Raw genomic sequence first — 18,241 nt, forward strand, 5'->3', positions numbered from 1 at the left:
TTTTTACGAGTAATATTTCCATACTGGTTCAGAAGTTCCTCTAAAAAAGAGCTTTCTGCATCAGAAGGCGAGAACAAGTTCGAAAGGAAAATAGTCATGTTTGGGTTTTGGGGAAAATCAATTCATGGAAACAAAGGGGTAAATTCAGCTGGCCTTGCTTTGATAGCAGGCCAGTTTTTACTTTGTACCCGCCAAAAGACGCAATCATGAACATGAAACTTTCCGTATTCTGAAACGTCTAAATAACAGGTAATCATCGCGTTTATGTTAAAATAAACATGATAAGGGGGGAACGATTTATGATAACAGGTTTTGGCGGTTTTGCGCTGACCAGCATTCTAACACATCTGATTTTTATTGCGCTTGCCTGGTGGGCTCTTCAGGCACTGCAGTTTGATAAATTGCTCAGAGCTAATCATGTTCTTCAAGCTCGCGTTCTATACATCCTACTCTCCATCGTACTGGGGTCCACAGTAAGTAATTTCTTCCTTGATTACCTCCAATGGTCACAGCAGCTTCCGATGATTTTCCAGTAAGGCATTTTCGTTTGCTTTCCAGAAGTCACCTCGAAAAGAACAGTATGCCTTGAATGTGAAACTTTGGGGATAAAAAACCAATTACTGCACTCATTTTGTCATACCTTGATGTAAAGTATAAACAAATTGGTAAAAAATTAGGTCTTCATACATGTTTTCAAAACGCTGTATATTGAGTAAAATTGGCTTTGTGCTTGTTTTTTTGAAATGGCATGTTTATTTTTTCACAAACGGTGAACGCCCGGCCAAGTTGGTACATAGAATGATGTCAAAAAGTGACGAGAATTCCCAAGTATGCGATTTGCTCTCCTGGTAAGAATGGTAATAAGGGAGAGTGAAAGACATATGAAGAAGATTCCATTTATTTTATCAATTTTTGGCATTATTGGTTTTATTGTGCTCCAAGCTGGGAATAAGACGACTGTAGCTGACGCTAATCATGAAATAAAAACTCTGGCCTCAGTTTTGCAAGACGAAAATATTTTGATCACTGGGTGGTCGGTATATGCAAGGGAAACCCTGGAAGAAGAAAATGTCGACAGACTGGTAAGGGACTTGAAGGCTCAGCTTCCAAGTTGGACATGGGAAGGCAGCGATGGAGAAATTACAGCCGTTTCGAAGTCCACAGAACTTCAGGAAAAAATTAAAATTGTTTCTACGGACACAAACGGGCCGATACATACGTATGTCATGTATGAGGTCAGAGGTCACTACTGGAATAAAAATACAGAAACCTTTTTAAACAAAAATTTACCAGGCAGAATATTTGACATTTTTCGAGGGAATGCCACAACTTTCTCTTGTATTGAAGGCGAGTTCAATGATAAGATAAGATCGGCTTTACCTGTTTATAAAAGTAAATTGCTAAAGGCTTTTAATGCGGAGGAAGTCGAAGGATTGGAAGAGGAGTCATTCATTTCCACATCCGCCGTTTCGCCTTTATTCGACAAGTCACTGAGCAATGAACATGAGATGAATATGCAGCTTGGATTACGGAAAACTGAACGATTGGGCGCAAAGACTACCCTCGTAGTTGGCACACCCATCATAACGATTGAATATTAATATAGAGAAATTGGACGCGGAGGGGAATACACTTGGAAAAAATCATCGTCCGCGGCGGACAAAGGCTAAGCGGTTCTGTAAAGGTTGAAGGAGCTAAGAATGCCGTCTTGCCTGTTATCGCTGCAACATTATTAGCAAGTGACGGAAAAAGCGTAATTCGTGATGTGCCAACTCTCTCCGATGTATATACCATCAACGAAGTATTACGTTCTTTAAACGCCGTAGTGGAGTTTGAAAATAACACGATTACAGTAGATGCATCCAGAGAGTTAAAAATAGAAGCACCTTTTGAGTATGTACGTAAAATGCGTGCTTCTGTATTGGTTATGGGATCCCTGCTTGCCAGGAATGGCCGTGCTCGCGTAGCGCTGCCAGGCGGCTGCGCAATCGGTTCCCGCCCTATCGACCAGCACCTTAAAGGCTTTGAAGCAATGGGTGCGACTGTCAAGGTAGGAAACGGTTTTATCGAAGCCGAAGCAGTCAATGGTCTGCACGGAGCTAAAATATACCTTGATTTCCCTAGCGTAGGAGCTACGGAAAACATTATGATGGCAGCTGTCCTTGCAAAAGGCACAACGATCATCGAAAACGTCGCAAAAGAACCAGAAATCGTCGACCTTGCAAACTTCCTGAACAAAATGGGAGCGAAGGTCAGAGGCGCCGGAACTGGCACAATCAAGATCGAGGGTGTTGAAGTACTGTTCGGTGCTGACCACAACATCATTCCTGACCGTATCGAAGCAGGAACATTCATGGTTGCGTCTGCCATCACTGGCGGCAACGTCCTTGTAAAAGGCGCTGTACCGGAACATCTTTCTTCATTGGTAGCCAAGATGGAAGAAATGGGCGTTACTATCATTGAAGAAGAAGATGGCCTTCGTGTCATCGGACCTGAAAAATTGAAAGCAGTCGACATCAAGACGATGCCGCACCCTGGCTTCCCGACAGATATGCAATCCCAGATGATGGCATTGCTATTGCGCGCTCAGGGCACAAGCATGATCACGGAAACTGTTTTCGAAAACCGTTTCATGCACGTGGAAGAATTCCGCCGCATGAACGCGAACATCAAAATCGACGGACGTTCTGTCATCATGAACGGGCCATCAAACCTTCAGGGAGCAGAAGTGGCAGCAACTGACCTGCGTGCCGCAGCATCACTGATCCTGACTGGTCTTGTAGCAGATGGAGTGACTCGCGTAACAGAGCTGTATCACCTGGATCGCGGCTATGTGGACTTCCATCATAAGCTCGCAGGACTTGGCGCTGACATCGAACGCGTCAGCGAAGTAGAAGAACAGCCAGTAACTGATAAATTAGTCTCAGACATGAACGCATAAGGCAATATAGTCTCAGACATGAACCAATAATGAATACTACTCAATGAACCGGAGAATTGTGCTTTTAACGTATAGTTCTGCGGTTTTTTGATTTTTGATCATTAACTTTAAAAGTGGCTGAACTTTTGTTATTAGACCTGTTGATTGGAATGGAAATCAACATCCTATTTTAAAAATATCTGTCCAATTTCGACCGGCTTATTATGAACGTTTTAAAAGAAAATATACAAATACAGAGCTTTTTCGAAATCTGTCATAAAAGCTTGTCCGCCTCCATATGAATGGAATGAGACGGTTAACGACCGTGAAATTTCATAATGGAGGCTTTTTCTATGTTAAAATTCAAACCACTCATCGTACTAGCTGCAATTCTATTCGCCGTCACTCTCCTGATCCCATCATTGCTGGTCCTCCCTTTTATGGAAGAAAAGGCAGGCGGAAAGCTGGGGGAAGAGCTGCAAAGCGAAGCGAAGGATGCAGCTGCTGTCCCGACTGCTGATTCCGCGGTTGAGGTAGCTGTTTACCGGACAGCTCTATCAAAAACCGAAAAGCTTCCGCTTGATGAATACTTGATTGGTGTCGTTGCTGCTGAAATGCCCGCCGAGTTCGAGCTGGAGGCATTGAAGGCACAGGCGCTGTCGGCAAGGACTTATTATGTAAGACAAATGCTAATACCAAATAAAGTGGGCGTTCCCGAAGGCGCTCAGTTGAATGATACAGAAATCCATCAGGTATTTAAAAATAAAGAAGAGTTGAAAAAGCAGTGGGGCGTCGACTATAAATGGAAGATCAAGAAAATCACAGAAGCTGTGAAGGCAACTGATGGACAGGTGCTTACCTATGAAGGCTCACCGATCGATGCTACCTTCTTCTCAACCTCTAACGGCTTTACGGAGAACTCAGAAGAATACTGGTCAAACTCGCTGCCGTATTTGCGGAGCGTAGAAAGTCCGTGGGATCTGCAATCCCCTAAATTCAGGAGCCAGTCCGTGATGACCGTAGCTGAGGTAGAGTCTAAGCTTGGCGTCAAGCTGCCGAACAGTCCGGAGATCGGCAAGGTGATTTCAAGGACCACAGGCAACCGGGTCGCCAAAATCGATATAGGAGGCAAGGTCCTGACAGGAAAAGAAGTGCGTGATAAACTTGGCCTCCGCTCCAGCGACTTCTCCTGGGAGCTCAAAGGCAATAACGTCGTCATCACCACCGAAGGCTTCGGCCACGGCGTCGGCATGAGCCAATACGGAGCCAACGGCATGGCCACCGAAGGAAAGAACTATCAAGACATTGTCAAACACTATTACAAAGGTGTTGAGATCAGCGAAGCGGATAGCATGCTTACGAAGGTGACCGCGAAGAAATAAAATTAGCCTGCTGCAGCAATGAAACGAATAATGACCAGGCCAGGGCAAACAGCGCCCTGGCTTTTTAGCGCGTTTGGGATGTGCTTCGGTAACTTTTATTTTTTCGCAGGATTGAAGAATGCTTCGATGTCTGGTGGCATGTGGTATATGCGGCCTTTGTTGCTGCCCGTGAAAGGAAGATTTAAAGGGAATAAAATGTTAGTGATAGTCCTGGATGATACACCAGGGCAGAACTCTCTGCAAATCTGATTTTTAATAGTAGGACTAATAAGGAGGAAAAATTCTTTTACAGTTTTATGATGAGCCGTTTTGGATTTATGCTCACACACAGGACAATGCCAAAACCATTTTTTACGATTCATGCCATATGTTAAACAAGATGGGCATTGAACACCTTTTTGAAGGTCGTCTGGAGTGAGGGAATATTGTTTCAGAATGTCAGGGTGGTGTGGAGAATGATTCTTTAGAAGTGACCTGGAGAACTTTCTTACTTCTTTTTCAGTAAAACTTGGATTTGTAATGGTTTCATCAAACTGAAGAACGCGACTTAGTAATACATCCCCTTTTACTATCAAGTTATTCAGGGAACGGTCACTTACCTTGATAATGGTGGAGGAATTGCTAAGGGCAACAAGATGGTATATGGGCGGAACACTGAATTTGTGATTCTTCAGCCACCTTTTCAAATGCCAGCTTTGCATTCGAACCTGGTTAATGGGATTATCGTATGATTTTTCTTGACCATCCTTTGTTTGAATCATTTGTTCGGAATGTTTGTCGAAGAAGAGGGTGCCGGAATAGGCTTTGGTTTCAATTAGAAGGATGAAACGAAGAGTTAAAATAAGAGTATCAATTTGGAAATGCCATTTTTCATCTTGCAGACGTAAATCTCGGAATATGTGGTAACCTTCTTCGGGTAAAAAACTTAAACGGTAATCCGTTTGCAGCTCGCCCTTATAGCCAGCACGCCATGCTCTGTAATCTTGTTCAAGGAATGAGGTTTTAGGGTGATTTGGTATGATTCTTTCCATTAAAGCTTCATACATGAGAAGACGGATGGGGTATGTTCTTTCTTTTTCAATCAATTTGGTCACTTCCTTATTAGTTTTTATATGAATTCTTTATTTGTATGGAAATCACCTGTTGAAATAACTGTTTTATTATGAAGTTTTTATGTCCGAATAACCATTTCTAATGATATCTCCGGTTTCAGTGAATATATCTCCAGTTGCAGAAACTTTATCTCCGGTTGAGCGGAGTTTATTTCCGGTTAAGCTCATTTTATCTCCAGTTGAAGTTATGGCTACACTAAAACACAAAAAGCCAGCCTCAATAACAAGGCCAGCCCCTTAAAAATCGTAACTAATTACAATCTATATACTAAACCCAGCTAAAATCCCCGAACTCTCTCTTCAATTCCACGCAAAACCCTCCCCAGCCGCACGAACTTTCCGCTGAAGTAGGCATGATGGATGAAGTGTGAGGCCGCTAAAACCCCAATTACGTCTTTTATAAAATCAAACACGGAAGCCGATCGGTACGGGACGAAGCTTTGATGAACCTCGTCAAGCAGTCCGTACAGGATCGCCACGCCCATGAAGATGAAGCTCAAGCCAGGTGTGAAGCGCCCGGTCGTCAACGCAGCCAGGACGAGCAGCACATACAGAATCCCGAACTCTGCAAGATGGAGAGATTCTTTTATAAAACGATCCACGCCCTGATTGGGCAGCTCGACCAATGCATCAGCAGGGTTGCTGGACATGATCCAGATTGCTGCCATATAGAACAGCGGAAGAATGCGTAGAAACCAAACTAATAACTTTTTCATGATGCTACCTCACTTTATAGTAGTAACTCGAATGGAGTGACAAACCTATCTAATAAGTTAGAACACATTGGAGTGACCAACGTAACGTAATAGTTAGGAATCGAACGTGGTGACAAGCCAGGCTTAATTCAAGCGTCGCAGACAGTCCCAGGTCTAAAACTCAACCGCCAATCAACCCCAAAAAACTTTTTTGCATAAAACTCGCGCCTTTGTCGAAAAATAAGCAGTAAAAAATTTTTCAACTCTATGTATATATTTTTTCGCTTCTGTTCAAACTGATTGCTGAGGTGATGAAAATGAGAGAGGAAGAAAAAAGATCTTCTCAAGACAAAAGCAAGAACAGCTTTTTCAAGAAGCGGTGGGTGTATCCAACAGTTTATATTGCTAGTGCCGCAATCATTCTAACTGGTGTCCTATGGTATCAAAACAGCGGAACCGATCAGCTGGATCAGTCGGAATACAAAGCGACTGACATGCCTGGCAAAAAGATGAATGACGAGCCAGCAGTTGAAGTGAACCGCGCGATGGAGAACTTTGTAATGCCAGTGGTGAATGAAGACGATGCTGTCGTCCAAATGCAATTCTATGACAATGACGGCGACGCGGCTGAGCAAGAAGCAGCTCTAGTGTTCTATGATAATACGTACCATCCGAACACTGGACTGGACATTGCAGCGAAAGATGGCAAGGAATTTGATGTAATCGCATCACTAAGTGGTACTGTCACGAATGTCATGGAAGATGCAGTGCTTGGTAATGTCATCGAAATCGAGCATGACAAAGGTATTGTAACACAATATCAGTCAGTGAAAGACTACCAAGTTAAGGTTGGCGACCAGGTTGAGCAAGGACAAGTCATTGCGAAATCGGGAACAAGCCTGATCAATGAGAAGGCTGGCAACCACGTACACTTTGAGATCCGCAAGGACAATGTACCAGTCAATCCGCATGAGTACTTCAACAAGCCTCTAAGCGCATTGCAGGATGCAAATGTGACAGAAGAAAAAGCTTCTTCTGATGCAGATGCAGGCAAGTCTGAAGATGCTGCCGAAGAAGATGTGGAAGGAAGCTCAGAGGAAGACGCTGAAGGCACTACTCCAGCGGAAGACAAGCCTGCTGAAGGCGGCTCTGATAAAAAAGACGAAGATAAGGATGCAGGAGAAGATACAGACAAAGACTCTTCAACTGACTCTGACACTTCAACAAACTCTTAATAAAATCTAAAATTCTCGAACCTGCCTTGCTATAAAGGCGGGTTTTTTTATTGGATTAATCAGAAAAGATTCAATACAAGGAAAAAGAATTTTTCAAGAAAGCTCCAAGTTTATCTAAATGGAAATTCTATGGTAAAATCAGACAAGAGGAGGGATACATATGAAACGGGTACTATTAATACTTTTATCGGCCGTAATTGCCGCCATCATTTCCGGCTGCAGCAAGGAACCGACTCCCGAAGAACGGTTTTCCCAATACGTAAAGCTCTGGAATGATCAGAAGTTTGATGAGATGTATGGATTTTTATCAGAGAAGGCGAAGGATTCCATCTCCAAGGAGGATTTCGTCTCCCGCTATAATAAAATTTACAAAGATTTAGAGGTCGACGAGCTGAAGGTCAGCTACAATCAGCCTGAGGAAGAGCAGGAGCATGAAGAAAATGCAGAACTTCCTTTTTCAGCAAAAATGAATAGCGCTGCTGGCCCGATCGAATTCGATCATAATGCTACTCTTGTAAAAGAAGAACGTGAAAAAGAAACCAATTGGTATGTCGACTGGAATACGACGTACATTTTCCCAGAGCTCGAAGAAGGGGATAAAATCAGCTTCAAGAATGTCCAGGCAGAACGCGGCAGCATTCTTGACCGCGCTGGGAACGGACTCGCCATCAATGGGACGGCTGTCCAGATCGGAGTGGTCCCTGGCAAGCTGGGCGAGCCAAAAGAGCAGACAATCATGAAGCTTGCGGAGCTGCTCGACATGCCGGAGGAGCAAATCAACAAGGCAATGAACGCGGGTTGGGTAAAACCTGACTTGTTCGTTCCGCTTAAAAAAGTTTCGAAGACAGATAAAGGGCTTCATGAAAAATTATTTGCGCTCGATGGAGTGACAAGCCAGATGGTCGGTGCCCGCGAGTATCCGTATGGAGAGGCATTGTCCCACTTAATCGGATATGTCGGCCCAATCCTCGCCGATGACCTTGAAAAGCTGGAGGGGAAAGGATACACCGCAACCGACCTCATTGGCCGACGCGGCCTGGAACAGGTTCTTGAAGAACAGTTAAAAGGAACCAACGGAGTGAGGATCTCGATTGTGAAAAAAGACGGCACCGTCAAGACGCTAGCGGAAAAACCTGTTGAGAACGGGAAGGATGTCCAGCTGACGATTGATGTTGTCGCACAGCAGCAATTATATGACCAGCTAAAAGGAAAAGCGGGTACAGCATCGGCAATCAATCCGTCAACAGGTGAAACGCTGGCATTGGTCAGCGCGCCGGGCTTCGATCCGAATGAAATGGCGCTCGGAATCTCGCAAAATAAACGAAAAATGCTCGAAGAAGATCCGCTTAAGCCGACGCTTAATAGATTCAAGATGACTTATGTTCCGGGTTCTGTGATCAAGCCAATCACAGCAGCAATCGGGCTTGAGAGCGGAAAGCTCCAGCTGGATACTGCTTATGAAATCACCGGGAAACAGTGGAGTAAGGACGCCTCATGGGGCGGCTACAAAGTGACCAGGTATTCGAATGTCGTAGGGAATATCGACCTCGAAAAAGCGCTGATCTATTCGGATAATATTTACTTCGCGAGGGCAGCGCTCGGAATGGGTCAGGATACATTTACAGATGGACTGAAGAAATTCGGCTTTGAAGAGCAGCCGGAATATCTGTATCCAATCGAGCCATCGCAAATCGGCAAGATTGACAGCGAAATCAGCCTGGCAGACTCTGCCTACGGACAGGGACAGGTTGAAATGAATATTCTTCATCTTGCAGCGACGTATTCACCATTCGTCAACGAGGGAAACCTCATTAAACCGATTTTGAATATGGAAGATAAACAGGGACAAATTTGGCAGGAAGGCCTGGTCAGCCCAGCCCATGCAGCGGCTCTAAGCAACATGCTGACAAAGGTCATCACCGATCCAAAAGGGACCGCGCACAATGGCCTGATTGCCAACTATCCATTAGCAGGTAAAACAGGCACCGCGGAAATCAAGGAAAAGCAAGGGGATAAGGGCCGGGAACTCGGATGGTTCGTTGCCTATAGCCCTAAATCCACCGATATGATCGTCGCGATGATGATCGAGGATTCAGGTTCGAAGGATGTCGTGACCCGGGTGAAGGGATTTTATGAATTAAGACTGCAGAGCGGAATGTAGGAAAGTCCGGCCGATTCGGGCCGGGCTTTTTTACAAGAGGTTTTCTATTTAGAATTTTCAGCTATTTTGGTATAATATTTCGTAAGACGAAAAAATGGGGGAATTAGAATGTCTTTGCATACATATCCTTATCCTTCCCAGCGGATGGCTTCGGTCGTCCGCAATGGGATGGTTGCTACGTCACAGCCGCTTGCTGCGCAGGCGGGGCTTGATATTTTAAAAAAGGGCGGAAACGCGATTGATGCCGCGATCGCGACAGCAGCATGCCTGACGGTTGTGGAGCCGACTTCCAACGGCATTGGCGGCGACGCGTTCGCGCTTGTCTGGGTAAAAGATAAGCTGTATGGCTTGAATGCGAGCGGCCCTGCGCCACAATCGATTTCGATCGAAAAAGTGAGGGAGCTTGGCCATGAAAAAATGCCTTCGCATGGCTGGATTCCAGTCACTGTTCCGGGAGCACCATCAGCGTGGGCGGAGTTATCGAAAAAATTCGGGCGCCTGCCGCTTACGGAAGTAATGAAGCCGGCAATTGATTATGCGCGCAATGGGTACCCGCTGACTCCTATTCTCGCAAAATATTGGAAGGGTGCTTACAATGCCTACAAGACTCGCTTCCAGGGCGAGGAGTACGATGAGTGGTTCCGCGTCTTCGCTCCTGGCGGCAAGGTTCCTGAGGCAGGCGAGATGTGGAAATCGGAGGACCATGCGAACACGCTCCAGGAAATCGCCGAAACAAATGGGGAAAGCTTTTACAGGGGCGCGCTGGCTGATAGAATCGCAGAAGCTTCTGAAAAAGCAGGAGCCTTCCTGAGTAAATCCGACCTTGAAAACTACCATCCGGAATGGGTGGAGCCGATTTCTGTGTCCTATCGCGGGCACGAGGTTTGGGAAATCCCGCCGAACGGACAGGGAATCGTTGCCTTGATGGCATTGAATATTTTAAAAGGGTATGAGTTTACCCATCGTGATGACGTCCAGGGAGTCCATCTTCAGCTGGAAGCGATGAAGCAGGCGTTCACGGATGGCAAGGAATATGTGACCGACCCTAAGACGATGCAGGCGAAGGTAGCCGACCTTCTGTCAGAGCAGTATGGTGAGGACGCTCGCGCGAAAATCTCTGATGAAGCGAGAATGCCTGAACCTGGCCAGCTCCCTAAAGGCGGAACGGTGTATCTATCGACTGCGGATGGGGAAGGCAATATGGTTTCGTTCATCCAGAGTAACTACATGGGCTTCGGTTCAGGAGTTGTTGTGCCGGGAACAGGCATCGGACTGCAAAACCGCGGTCATGACTTCTCGCTTGATCCAGATCATGCGAATGCGCTGGCTCCGGGCAAAAAGACATACCACACGATCATTCCCGGCTTCATCACAAAGGATGGTCAGGCAGTCGGTCCATTCGGCGTGATGGGCGGCTATATGCAGCCACAGGGGCATGTCCAGGTGGCGATGAATATGATTGACTTTGGCTTGAATCCACAGGCAGCGCTGGATGCACCGCGCTGGCAGTGGATCAGCGGCAAGCAAATCGAAGTCGAGCACACCTTCCCGAATCATATCGTCAAGGAGCTCGCAGCGCGCGGGCATCAGATGAAGGTAGCATTTGATGGCGGAGGCTTTGGCCGCGGCCAGGTCATCGTCCGTAATCCGGAAACCGGTGTCCTGACCGGCGGAACCGAAATGCGGACCGACGGTGCCATTGCCTGCTGGTAAGTTATATTCTAATGAAGGAACACTCAAAGGCGAGTGTTCCTTTTACTATTCTGTAAAATCATTACAAACAGAGCAATTCTATGGAAACAAGCTAAAAAAAATTTTTTTCGACAAACTCCTTCGCCTCTTATCACGTCAAACCCTTACTGTTACTAACGAATTTCCCACGGTATGAAAAGTATCGACATAGAAAGCGATTACATTTTTTAAAAATAACGTATTGACCTGCCTGGACATTATATGGATAATTAAATTAAATTTTCTAAAGATTTAGTTAAATAAATAATTATTCATAATATATGCAAAATAATTTTTACGCAGGAGGAATCAACGTGATCATTTTAATCGGCCTGCTGGTGATTACCGGCATAAGCCTGTTCATGGGTTTAAGAAAAAACAAGTTAATTTACCTGGCACTCCCGTTCCTGAGCATATTTCTCTACTTCCTCATCCAGATCATCATGGTTCCGGCTCCATTTTTTGAAACAGTGAAATTCATCTTCAGCTTAAGTTAATCCATCCAGACTCCATTCAATGTTCATCCAAAAATAGGTATTAACTTTGCCTGGCGCAGGGTTCATATAATTAAAATTTATAAAAACAAAGGAGTGAAAAAGGCTTTCAATGTAAGGCTGTGTCTGTCATTCATGAAGGATTTTACAAAGGGGATTAGCAAAACCAAAGGGGTGTAAATGTGAAGAAAATTGATAAGTCAGTTGCTGACGCGTATTTCCGTGAAAAAAACCGTAACATGATCATCTATTTCATCGTCTGGTTCCTCGTTTCGTTTGGCGCGGTCATGATTGCCGAACCACTGAGCGAGATTTCAATCGGCGGCTTCCCGTTCCACTATTTCATGGGAGCGCAGGGGGCAGTGGTCACGTTCATTATCCTGCTGTTTGTCAACGCCAAGCTTAGCGATGGCATCGACAAGAAGTATGGAATCGATGAAGAAAAGAACGTCAAGCTGAGCGAAGGAAAGAGCCTGGATCACTAAACCACGGAGAAAGAAAAAAGAGCGTTTGAATAAGGGGGAGAACTTTGGATACACAATTCTTGGTCTCATTATCTATTATTTTAGCTACATTTGGTTTGTATATCGGGATTGCGGTTTACAATACAGCTAAGCAGACTTCTGACTTCTACGTTGCCAGCCGCGGCGTTCCGCCAATTTTTAACGGGATGGCGATCGGCGCTGACTGGATGAGTGCTGCTTCCTTCATCGGGATGGCCGGTACAATCATGCTGCTCGGCTATGACGGCCTTGCGTATATCATGGGCTGGACGGGCGGATATTTGCTGTTGACCTTCCTGCTTGCGCCACAGCTCAGGAAGTACGGGCGCTACACGGTTCCAGAATTTATCGGTGACCGATACAACAGCCACACGGCACGCGTCATCGCGGCCATTTCCACGATCATCATCAGCTTCACTTACTCGATCGGGCAGCTTTCCGGTTCCGGTGTGGTAATCGGGCGACTGTTTGAAATCGACGCGAAGCTCGGCACGATGATCGGTGTGGTCCTGATCGCTACTTATGCTGCTTTCGGCGGTATGAAGGGGATTACGTGGACCCAGGTTGCGCAATATATCATTTTGATCATTGCCTATTTGATTCCGGTCATTTTCATGTCTCTCCAGGTGACGAGCAGCGCACTTCCATGGCTTTCCTATGGTGAACTGGTCGGAAAAATGGGAGAGCTTGATCGTGAGCTTGGTATTTCTGAATACTTCGCGCCATTCACGAACGGCACGAAATGGCAGTTCCTTGCTCTTATGTTTACATTGATGGCCGGTACTGCGGGACTTCCGCACGTCATCGTCCGTTTCTATACTGTATCAACGATGAAGGCGGCACGCTGGTCAGGAGCCTGGGCACTTCTGTTCATCGGTTTGCTTTACCTGTCAGCACCTGCTTATGCGGCGTTCTCACGCTTCATCCTGATGACAAAGGTTGCCGGCAGCAAAATCAGTGAGCTTCCTGCCTGGACGAAAACATGGGTCGATACAGGCAAGCTACAAGTTGCCGATGGAAATGGCGACGGTGTCCTTCAGTGGAGCGAGTTGATCATCTCCAATGATATCGTCGTTATGGCGACACCGGAAATCGCCAACCTTGGCGTATTCGTCATCGGCCTTGTAGCGGCAGGCGCTATGGCCGCGGCTCTTTCAACAGCCGGCGGATTGATGATCGCGATTTCTTCGGCTTTTGCGCACGATATATACTACCGTGTCATGAAGCCAAACGCTACGGAAAAAACTCGCCTGAATGTGGCGCGTATTTCGATTGTTGTTGCTACATTGTTTGCAGGCCTGATCGCCCTTAACCCTCCTGGAGCGATCACTCAAATCGTTGCCTGGGCCTTCGCGCTTGCCAGCGGAACGTTCTTCCCGGCGCTGATCCTTGGTGTATGGTGGAAGCGTTCAAATTCCCAGGGTGTTATTGCAGGTATGCTCGTCGGTCTTGCTGTGACATTGAGCTACATTTTCGCGGCAAAGTATGGCGGCTTCACGATCCTTGGCATTATTGACACAGGTGCCGGCGTATTCGGCGCTACAGCTGCAATCCTTGCGAACGTCATTGTATCGCTTGCGACACCGGCACCTTCGCAAAAAATTCAGGAGGAAGTACTCGACCTTCGCTATCCTGAACAGATGACCTATAAGAACGGCGAAGTTTGGATGAATGACGATGCAACAAAGTCAGTATAAGCAAATTTGGAAGGCTGTGCAGTTCCATCCCCTGTTCCAGGGGGTGGATGAACGCACGGCCCTTTCCCTTGTCGAGGGATGTATATCATTTACCTATGGAAAGAGCGAAATGATGCTCAAGGCGGACACAACTCGTCTGGGGCTTTTGTTGATTTTACAGGGAAATGCCGAGGTGTTCGTGAAGAATGCTGCCGGACAGGAGGAAGTTCTTGAAGTCATCCGGAAAGGCGAAATTGTAGGGTTTTCGAGTCTGGCAGAGTTCCTTGGGTTGACGAGTGCCGATAAAACACAGGCCAATGTAGAGGTAAGGGCTGCAGACGAAGTACAGGCATTGCTAATCCCTTTTTCCGTACTGGCAAAGAGATGGGATGATCAGGAAGTCCATGATTATCTGCTGGCCCAGGTCTCGATCAGGCTGAGGGATGTGTACGGGTCCCTTGCAGAGCAGGTCAAAATGGCCAGGGGTATCGGCGAGGGTGAAACGATTTTAGCAAGGGTTCAGGATCTTATGAGTGATAAAATCGCGTCCGTTACTCCTGACACGAGCATTCAGGAAGCAGCGCGAAGAATGGCTGGAAGTAAAACCAGTTCTGTACTGGTGGTCGAGGATGGTGAGCTGAAAGGAATCATAACGGAACGGGATATCGTAGGCCGTGTGGTTTCAAAGGGCATCCCATTTGACAGTCCATCCAGGCTGGCGATGACCGAAAATCCCGTGACGATTTCCAGGTTCGATTACTATTATGATGCCTTATCTAAAATTTTACTGAATGGAATCAAGCATCTGCCCGTCGTTGATGATGGGGCAATTTCCGGGGTAGTAACACTGACCGATTTGCTCCGGAAAAAGAATGACAGTGTTATGAGGACGATAAAGAAGATTGACGAGGCTGATGAAATAAATTTGCCAGAGGTAAAGGCAGCAATCTATGAAATGACCGAAACGCTGCTGCGAGACCGTGTTCCGGCTATGGCATTGCTGGATATCATCACAAAGCTATACGACCGATTGATCGGCAGAGCTGTCGAGCTTTCTCTTGCGGCACTCCGCACGAAAGGGCTTGAGCCACCTGCTCCATTTGCATTTTATTTAATGGGATCTGCCGGCCGCGGGGAACAATTCATGCTGACGGACCAGGATCATTTCCTTGTGTATGGAGAAAGTGGTGAACATGGCTATTTTGAAAAACTGGGTGCAGAGATCACTGCAAGGCTGGAGGCTGCCGGCTACGCGCGCTGCAAGGGCTTGATGATGTCGAGTGAGGAGCAGTGGAGGGGGACAGTGCTTCAGTGGCAGGATCGCGTCAGGAAGTGGATGCTACAGTCGACAAATGAAAACCTGCTCCTGGCGCATAACTTCTTTTCCTATCGTTTCGTAGCAGGAAGTGAAGTGTTAGGCGAGGAGTTCGAAGGAAAGATTGCCGAACTGCTCGACCGTTCGAAAATCTTCCTCTACCGGATGGTCCAGGTCGAAAAGGAGCAGGAAATCCCGACGCTGGACGAACCAATCCGTGCACTGTTCAAGCTCGGCCGGAAAAGCATCGATATGAAAAAAGAAATCTTGTTTCCCTTCCATCACAGCCTGCAAATCCTATCGCTCTATTACGGAGGAATCCCGGGAACACCACTGGAGAAAATCGCTAGTTTAAAAGAGAAAGGGATTTTTACCGAAGGGTTCGCGGAAGATTTAAAAGAAGCCTTCAACCATGTGCTGGACCTTTATATCAGGCAAAGATGGGGAAATAAAGGCGGAAGCTCCACCCTGTCATTCACCACCATGTCTACGAGACAAAAAGATGAACTCATCCTGAGCCTGCGAACACTCCGCGAACTTCAGGGAATGGTTTTTGCTAGATTCTCGGTATGATGTGTTCCGGGAATACAAGAGTTGGAGTTGAGTGGCACCAGGAAATTCAGCAAAATCCGGGTAGTGTCAAGCACTGCACCAACCACTAGAAAGATCAGGAGGAATCTGGGTGGAGACAAGCACCGCACAGATCACTAGAAAGAGATCCAGAGAATCTGGGTGGAGACAGGTACTTTGAGAGGAGGCTCGCATGTTTTTTCAACGAAAGAATATTTCCTGCCCGCTTACGTACGAAAAAATCCCTTTATCGACTAGAATCGATGATCTGACATTTATTGTTTTCGACACAGAGACGACAGGGTTCCAGGTGGCGAGCACAGACCGGCTGATTGAAATTGGAGCCGTTCCGGTAAGCGGGATGAAGGTGATGGAAAATGACCGGTTTCAGACATATGTGAACCCGGAGCGACAAATTTCTCGGGAAATAATCGATTTTACTTCGATAACGAATGAAAAAGTTGCCGGTGCACCGGTGGCTTTAGAGGCGATACATGAGTTTTTTGACTACGTTGGGTCACACGAGGCAGTATGCCTTGTCGGGCACTATGTCGGCTTCGATCACCTCGTGCTGAAGAGCGAACTGAAACGCGAAAAGCTGGCACTGAAAAAGCTGTTCACCATCGATACGCTCGATCTGATCGGCTTCATAGCCCCGTCCTACGATATGCGTGACCTGGAGCGATATGCGATGGCATTTGGCACACGTATTTATGACCGCCATAGCGCGGTTGGCGATGCATTGACCACAGCCTACCTGTTTACCGAATTGCTGCAGCAGTTCAAAGACCGGGGACATACCACCTGGGGAGAGCTGATTAAGGCTACCGAAAGCCAGATGCGGTCGATACAGTTTTAGTGGGAACTAGGCATATCGGTCAGCGATACGGCGCGATGCAGTTTGGATAGAAACAAGGTATATCGGTTAGCGATATGTGTTCGATGCAGTTATGATAGGTAGCAGCAACCACCCTCTTTGTTTGGATAAATATATAAAATACTACAGGGCAGTTCATTGACGTAACTGCTCTTTTCTATGGTTGAAATTCCTGAACTGGGACATTAATGGAGAGCTGCATGACTCTAATGTTCGATTTGGTAAGATCAATATACTAAAATAGATATAGTCAGTGCAGGGGTCTTTGAGGGATACTAGCCGCTATTAATTAAATTAGGATACGTAAAATTAGCATGGAGGCAAGATGAAATATGATAGGAAATAGGCTTAAAAAGGTAGTTTTCTCCACGATACTAACGGGTTTGATATCGATCGTATTCTTTGTTATTCCTGTAATTTTCATTGGGGGAGTTATATATTCACTAGTAATAAATCCTGTTCCTGCAGCTGGTAAAATGTTCGATTATCTTAAGCATATTTCTTTTATGATTCTAAGTGGAATAGTGGGCTGGATGGGTTCTGCATATTTTGTCTATGGTGAATTGAATTTGTCTAACTTGTATCTAGTAACTTTTTTTACATTTGTATACTACACTATTTATCTATTCTTAAATAATTATATGGACGAATAATGGCTGAATGCCCTTTTTGAAGCGCAAAAAAATGCTTAGAGTTCTCTATACTCCAAGCATTTTTTACTAACCATTTCAGTTTAATTGCATATCAATCAACGCACCATTTTTATAAGAAGCGAGGACACGCTGTCCTGCCAGCTCCTCATACTTCCGTGCTGTCTTATAGGAAACCTTCAACGGAACTGCTTCCCCGTCCGTCTCAAACTCAACGGTGAAATTATCGGCTGCCCCGGTAACGGTTGCTTTCATGAATTGTATTTCACCGGGAATGACCAGCTGCTGGCCGATCAGCACCATGTCTTCCTTCAGCCTGTTAGCCTGCTTTAATTCTTTCAAACTTACACCGAATCGCTGGGAAATGTTGAACAGTGTATCCCCGGGATTGACGACGTAAATCCCCTCAGCCGTTTCGAAACCATGAGTCGGTACTATAAGGGCTTGTCCAACATAAATAGAGTCACTGGCTAATTTATTTTCACTTTTTAAATCCTTCACGGTTACCCCGTATTTTTTTGACAGGGAGAACAATGTATCTCCTTTTTTCACAATATAAACACCCGCTTCAGCCTCGAGAGGTACCTCCAGCTGCTGCCCGGCTCTAATGAAATCTGATGATAGTGAGTTCACTTCCTGAAGCATCTCAACCGATGTATCGAATTCCTTAGCCAGGCTGTATAGTGTATCGCCTTTTTTGACGGTATAAAAAGATCCGATTGCATCTGTCTTCTTTTGGCCGAAACCAAGCAGCAATCCCGCTGCCACCGAACCGGCTACAGCTGCACCGATCAGCTTTCTGTTCCGTTTCAAGGTCACTTTGCGTTTTTGCTCTCTGATTCTCTGTTTTCTAGTCTGTCTGTAGGTAATCAAGTCTCTTCTCCCCCAATAAAAAAATAACTCCTCAACAGAAATTCGGG

At 46.0% G+C, this 18,241-nt stretch carries 15 protein-coding genes; 12 read left to right on the top strand and 3 right to left on the bottom strand.

The genetic code is table 11. From position 1 onward, the window contains the following. Nucleotides 1–299 precede the first annotated feature (299 nt). From J7E35_RS10770 to spoIID, 4 genes are all read left to right on the top strand, one after another. Nucleotides 300–536 (top strand): DUF1146 family protein, encoded by a 237-nt coding sequence (locus J7E35_RS10770; RefSeq protein ID WP_214779609.1) that lies wholly within the window; start codon nucleotides 300–302, stop codon nucleotides 534–536. A 345-nt stretch (nucleotides 537–881) separates the two neighbouring features. Further along, the gene (locus tag J7E35_RS10775) at nucleotides 882–1,601 is read left to right on the top strand and encodes a YwmB family TATA-box binding protein (protein ID WP_214779611.1); all 720 of its coding nucleotides are present in this window, start codon (nucleotides 882–884) and stop codon (nucleotides 1,599–1,601) included. A 32-nt stretch (nucleotides 1,602–1,633) separates the two neighbouring features. Further along, nucleotides 1,634–2,941, top strand: a complete 1,308-nt coding sequence (gene murA / locus J7E35_RS10780) for a UDP-N-acetylglucosamine 1-carboxyvinyltransferase (RefSeq protein ID WP_214779613.1) — start codon at nucleotides 1,634–1,636, stop codon at nucleotides 2,939–2,941. A 332-nt stretch (nucleotides 2,942–3,273) separates the two neighbouring features. Then, nucleotides 3,274–4,302: a stage II sporulation protein D gene (gene spoIID / locus J7E35_RS10785; RefSeq protein ID WP_214779615.1), complete on the top strand. Its 1,029-nt coding sequence runs from the start codon at nucleotides 3,274–3,276 to the stop codon at nucleotides 4,300–4,302. Between the two features lie 95 nt (nucleotides 4,303–4,397). Here the strand turns inward: spoIID and J7E35_RS10790 are convergent, their stop codons facing one another. Next, nucleotides 4,398–5,387, bottom strand: coding sequence for a nuclease-related domain-containing protein (locus J7E35_RS10790; RefSeq protein WP_214779616.1), 990 nt, complete (start codon nucleotides 5,385–5,387; stop codon nucleotides 4,398–4,400). A gap of 305 nt (nucleotides 5,388–5,692) precedes the next feature. After that, the gene (locus J7E35_RS10795; protein ID WP_251040891.1) at nucleotides 5,693–6,082 is read right to left on the bottom strand and encodes a VanZ family protein; all 390 of its coding nucleotides are present in this window, start codon (nucleotides 6,080–6,082) and stop codon (nucleotides 5,693–5,695) included. A 344-nt stretch (nucleotides 6,083–6,426) separates the two neighbouring features. On the opposite strand from J7E35_RS10795, the gene spoIIQ reads away from it, so the two are divergent. The 8 genes from spoIIQ (at nucleotide 6,427) to J7E35_RS10835 (ending at nucleotide 16,653) form a co-directional block, all read left to right on the top strand. Continuing rightward, nucleotides 6,427–7,344, top strand: coding sequence for a stage II sporulation protein SpoIIQ (gene spoIIQ / locus J7E35_RS10800; RefSeq protein WP_214779618.1), 918 nt, complete (start codon nucleotides 6,427–6,429; stop codon nucleotides 7,342–7,344). 160 nt (nucleotides 7,345–7,504) lie between these two features. Continuing rightward, the gene (locus J7E35_RS10805) at nucleotides 7,505–9,505 is read left to right on the top strand and encodes a penicillin-binding transpeptidase domain-containing protein (protein ID WP_214779619.1); all 2,001 of its coding nucleotides are present in this window, start codon (nucleotides 7,505–7,507) and stop codon (nucleotides 9,503–9,505) included. 108 nt (nucleotides 9,506–9,613) lie between these two features. Continuing rightward, the gene (locus J7E35_RS10810; protein WP_214779620.1) at nucleotides 9,614–11,218 is read left to right on the top strand and encodes a gamma-glutamyltransferase family protein; all 1,605 of its coding nucleotides are present in this window, start codon (nucleotides 9,614–9,616) and stop codon (nucleotides 11,216–11,218) included. Nucleotides 11,219–11,550: 332 nt separating this feature from the next. Next, a complete protein-coding gene (locus J7E35_RS10815; RefSeq protein WP_353050359.1) occupies nucleotides 11,551–11,733 on the top strand; it encodes a hypothetical protein in 183 nt (60 codons plus the stop codon). Nucleotides 11,734–11,912: 179 nt separating this feature from the next. Continuing rightward, nucleotides 11,913–12,215: a DUF4212 domain-containing protein gene (locus J7E35_RS10820; protein ID WP_214779623.1), complete on the top strand. Its 303-nt coding sequence runs from the start codon at nucleotides 11,913–11,915 to the stop codon at nucleotides 12,213–12,215. Between the two features lie 44 nt (nucleotides 12,216–12,259). Further along, nucleotides 12,260–13,930, top strand: coding sequence for a sodium:solute symporter family protein (locus tag J7E35_RS10825; RefSeq protein WP_214779625.1), 1,671 nt, complete (start codon nucleotides 12,260–12,262; stop codon nucleotides 13,928–13,930). Then, nucleotides 13,911–15,797, top strand: a complete 1,887-nt coding sequence (locus J7E35_RS10830; protein ID WP_214779627.1) for a DUF294 nucleotidyltransferase-like domain-containing protein — start codon at nucleotides 13,911–13,913, stop codon at nucleotides 15,795–15,797. The genes J7E35_RS10825 and J7E35_RS10830 overlap by 20 nt, the downstream gene beginning before the upstream one ends. 190 nt (nucleotides 15,798–15,987) lie before the next feature. After that, nucleotides 15,988–16,653 carry a 3'-5' exonuclease gene (locus J7E35_RS10835; protein WP_214779629.1) on the top strand — a complete coding sequence of 222 codons (666 nt, stop codon included), beginning with the start codon at nucleotides 15,988–15,990 and terminating at the stop codon, nucleotides 16,651–16,653. Between the two features lie 746 nt (nucleotides 16,654–17,399). On the opposite strand, the gene J7E35_RS10840 is transcribed toward J7E35_RS10835, so the two are convergent. Then, complete coding sequence (locus J7E35_RS10840) at nucleotides 17,400–18,194, bottom strand: LysM peptidoglycan-binding domain-containing protein (protein ID WP_214779630.1); 795 nt, start codon at nucleotides 18,192–18,194, stop codon at nucleotides 17,400–17,402. Nucleotides 18,195–18,241 lie beyond the last annotated feature (47 nt).

The organism is Bacillus sp. ISL-45 (assembly GCF_018613195.1).
GTDB lineage: Bacteria > Bacillota > Bacilli > Bacillales > Cytobacillaceae > Mesobacillus.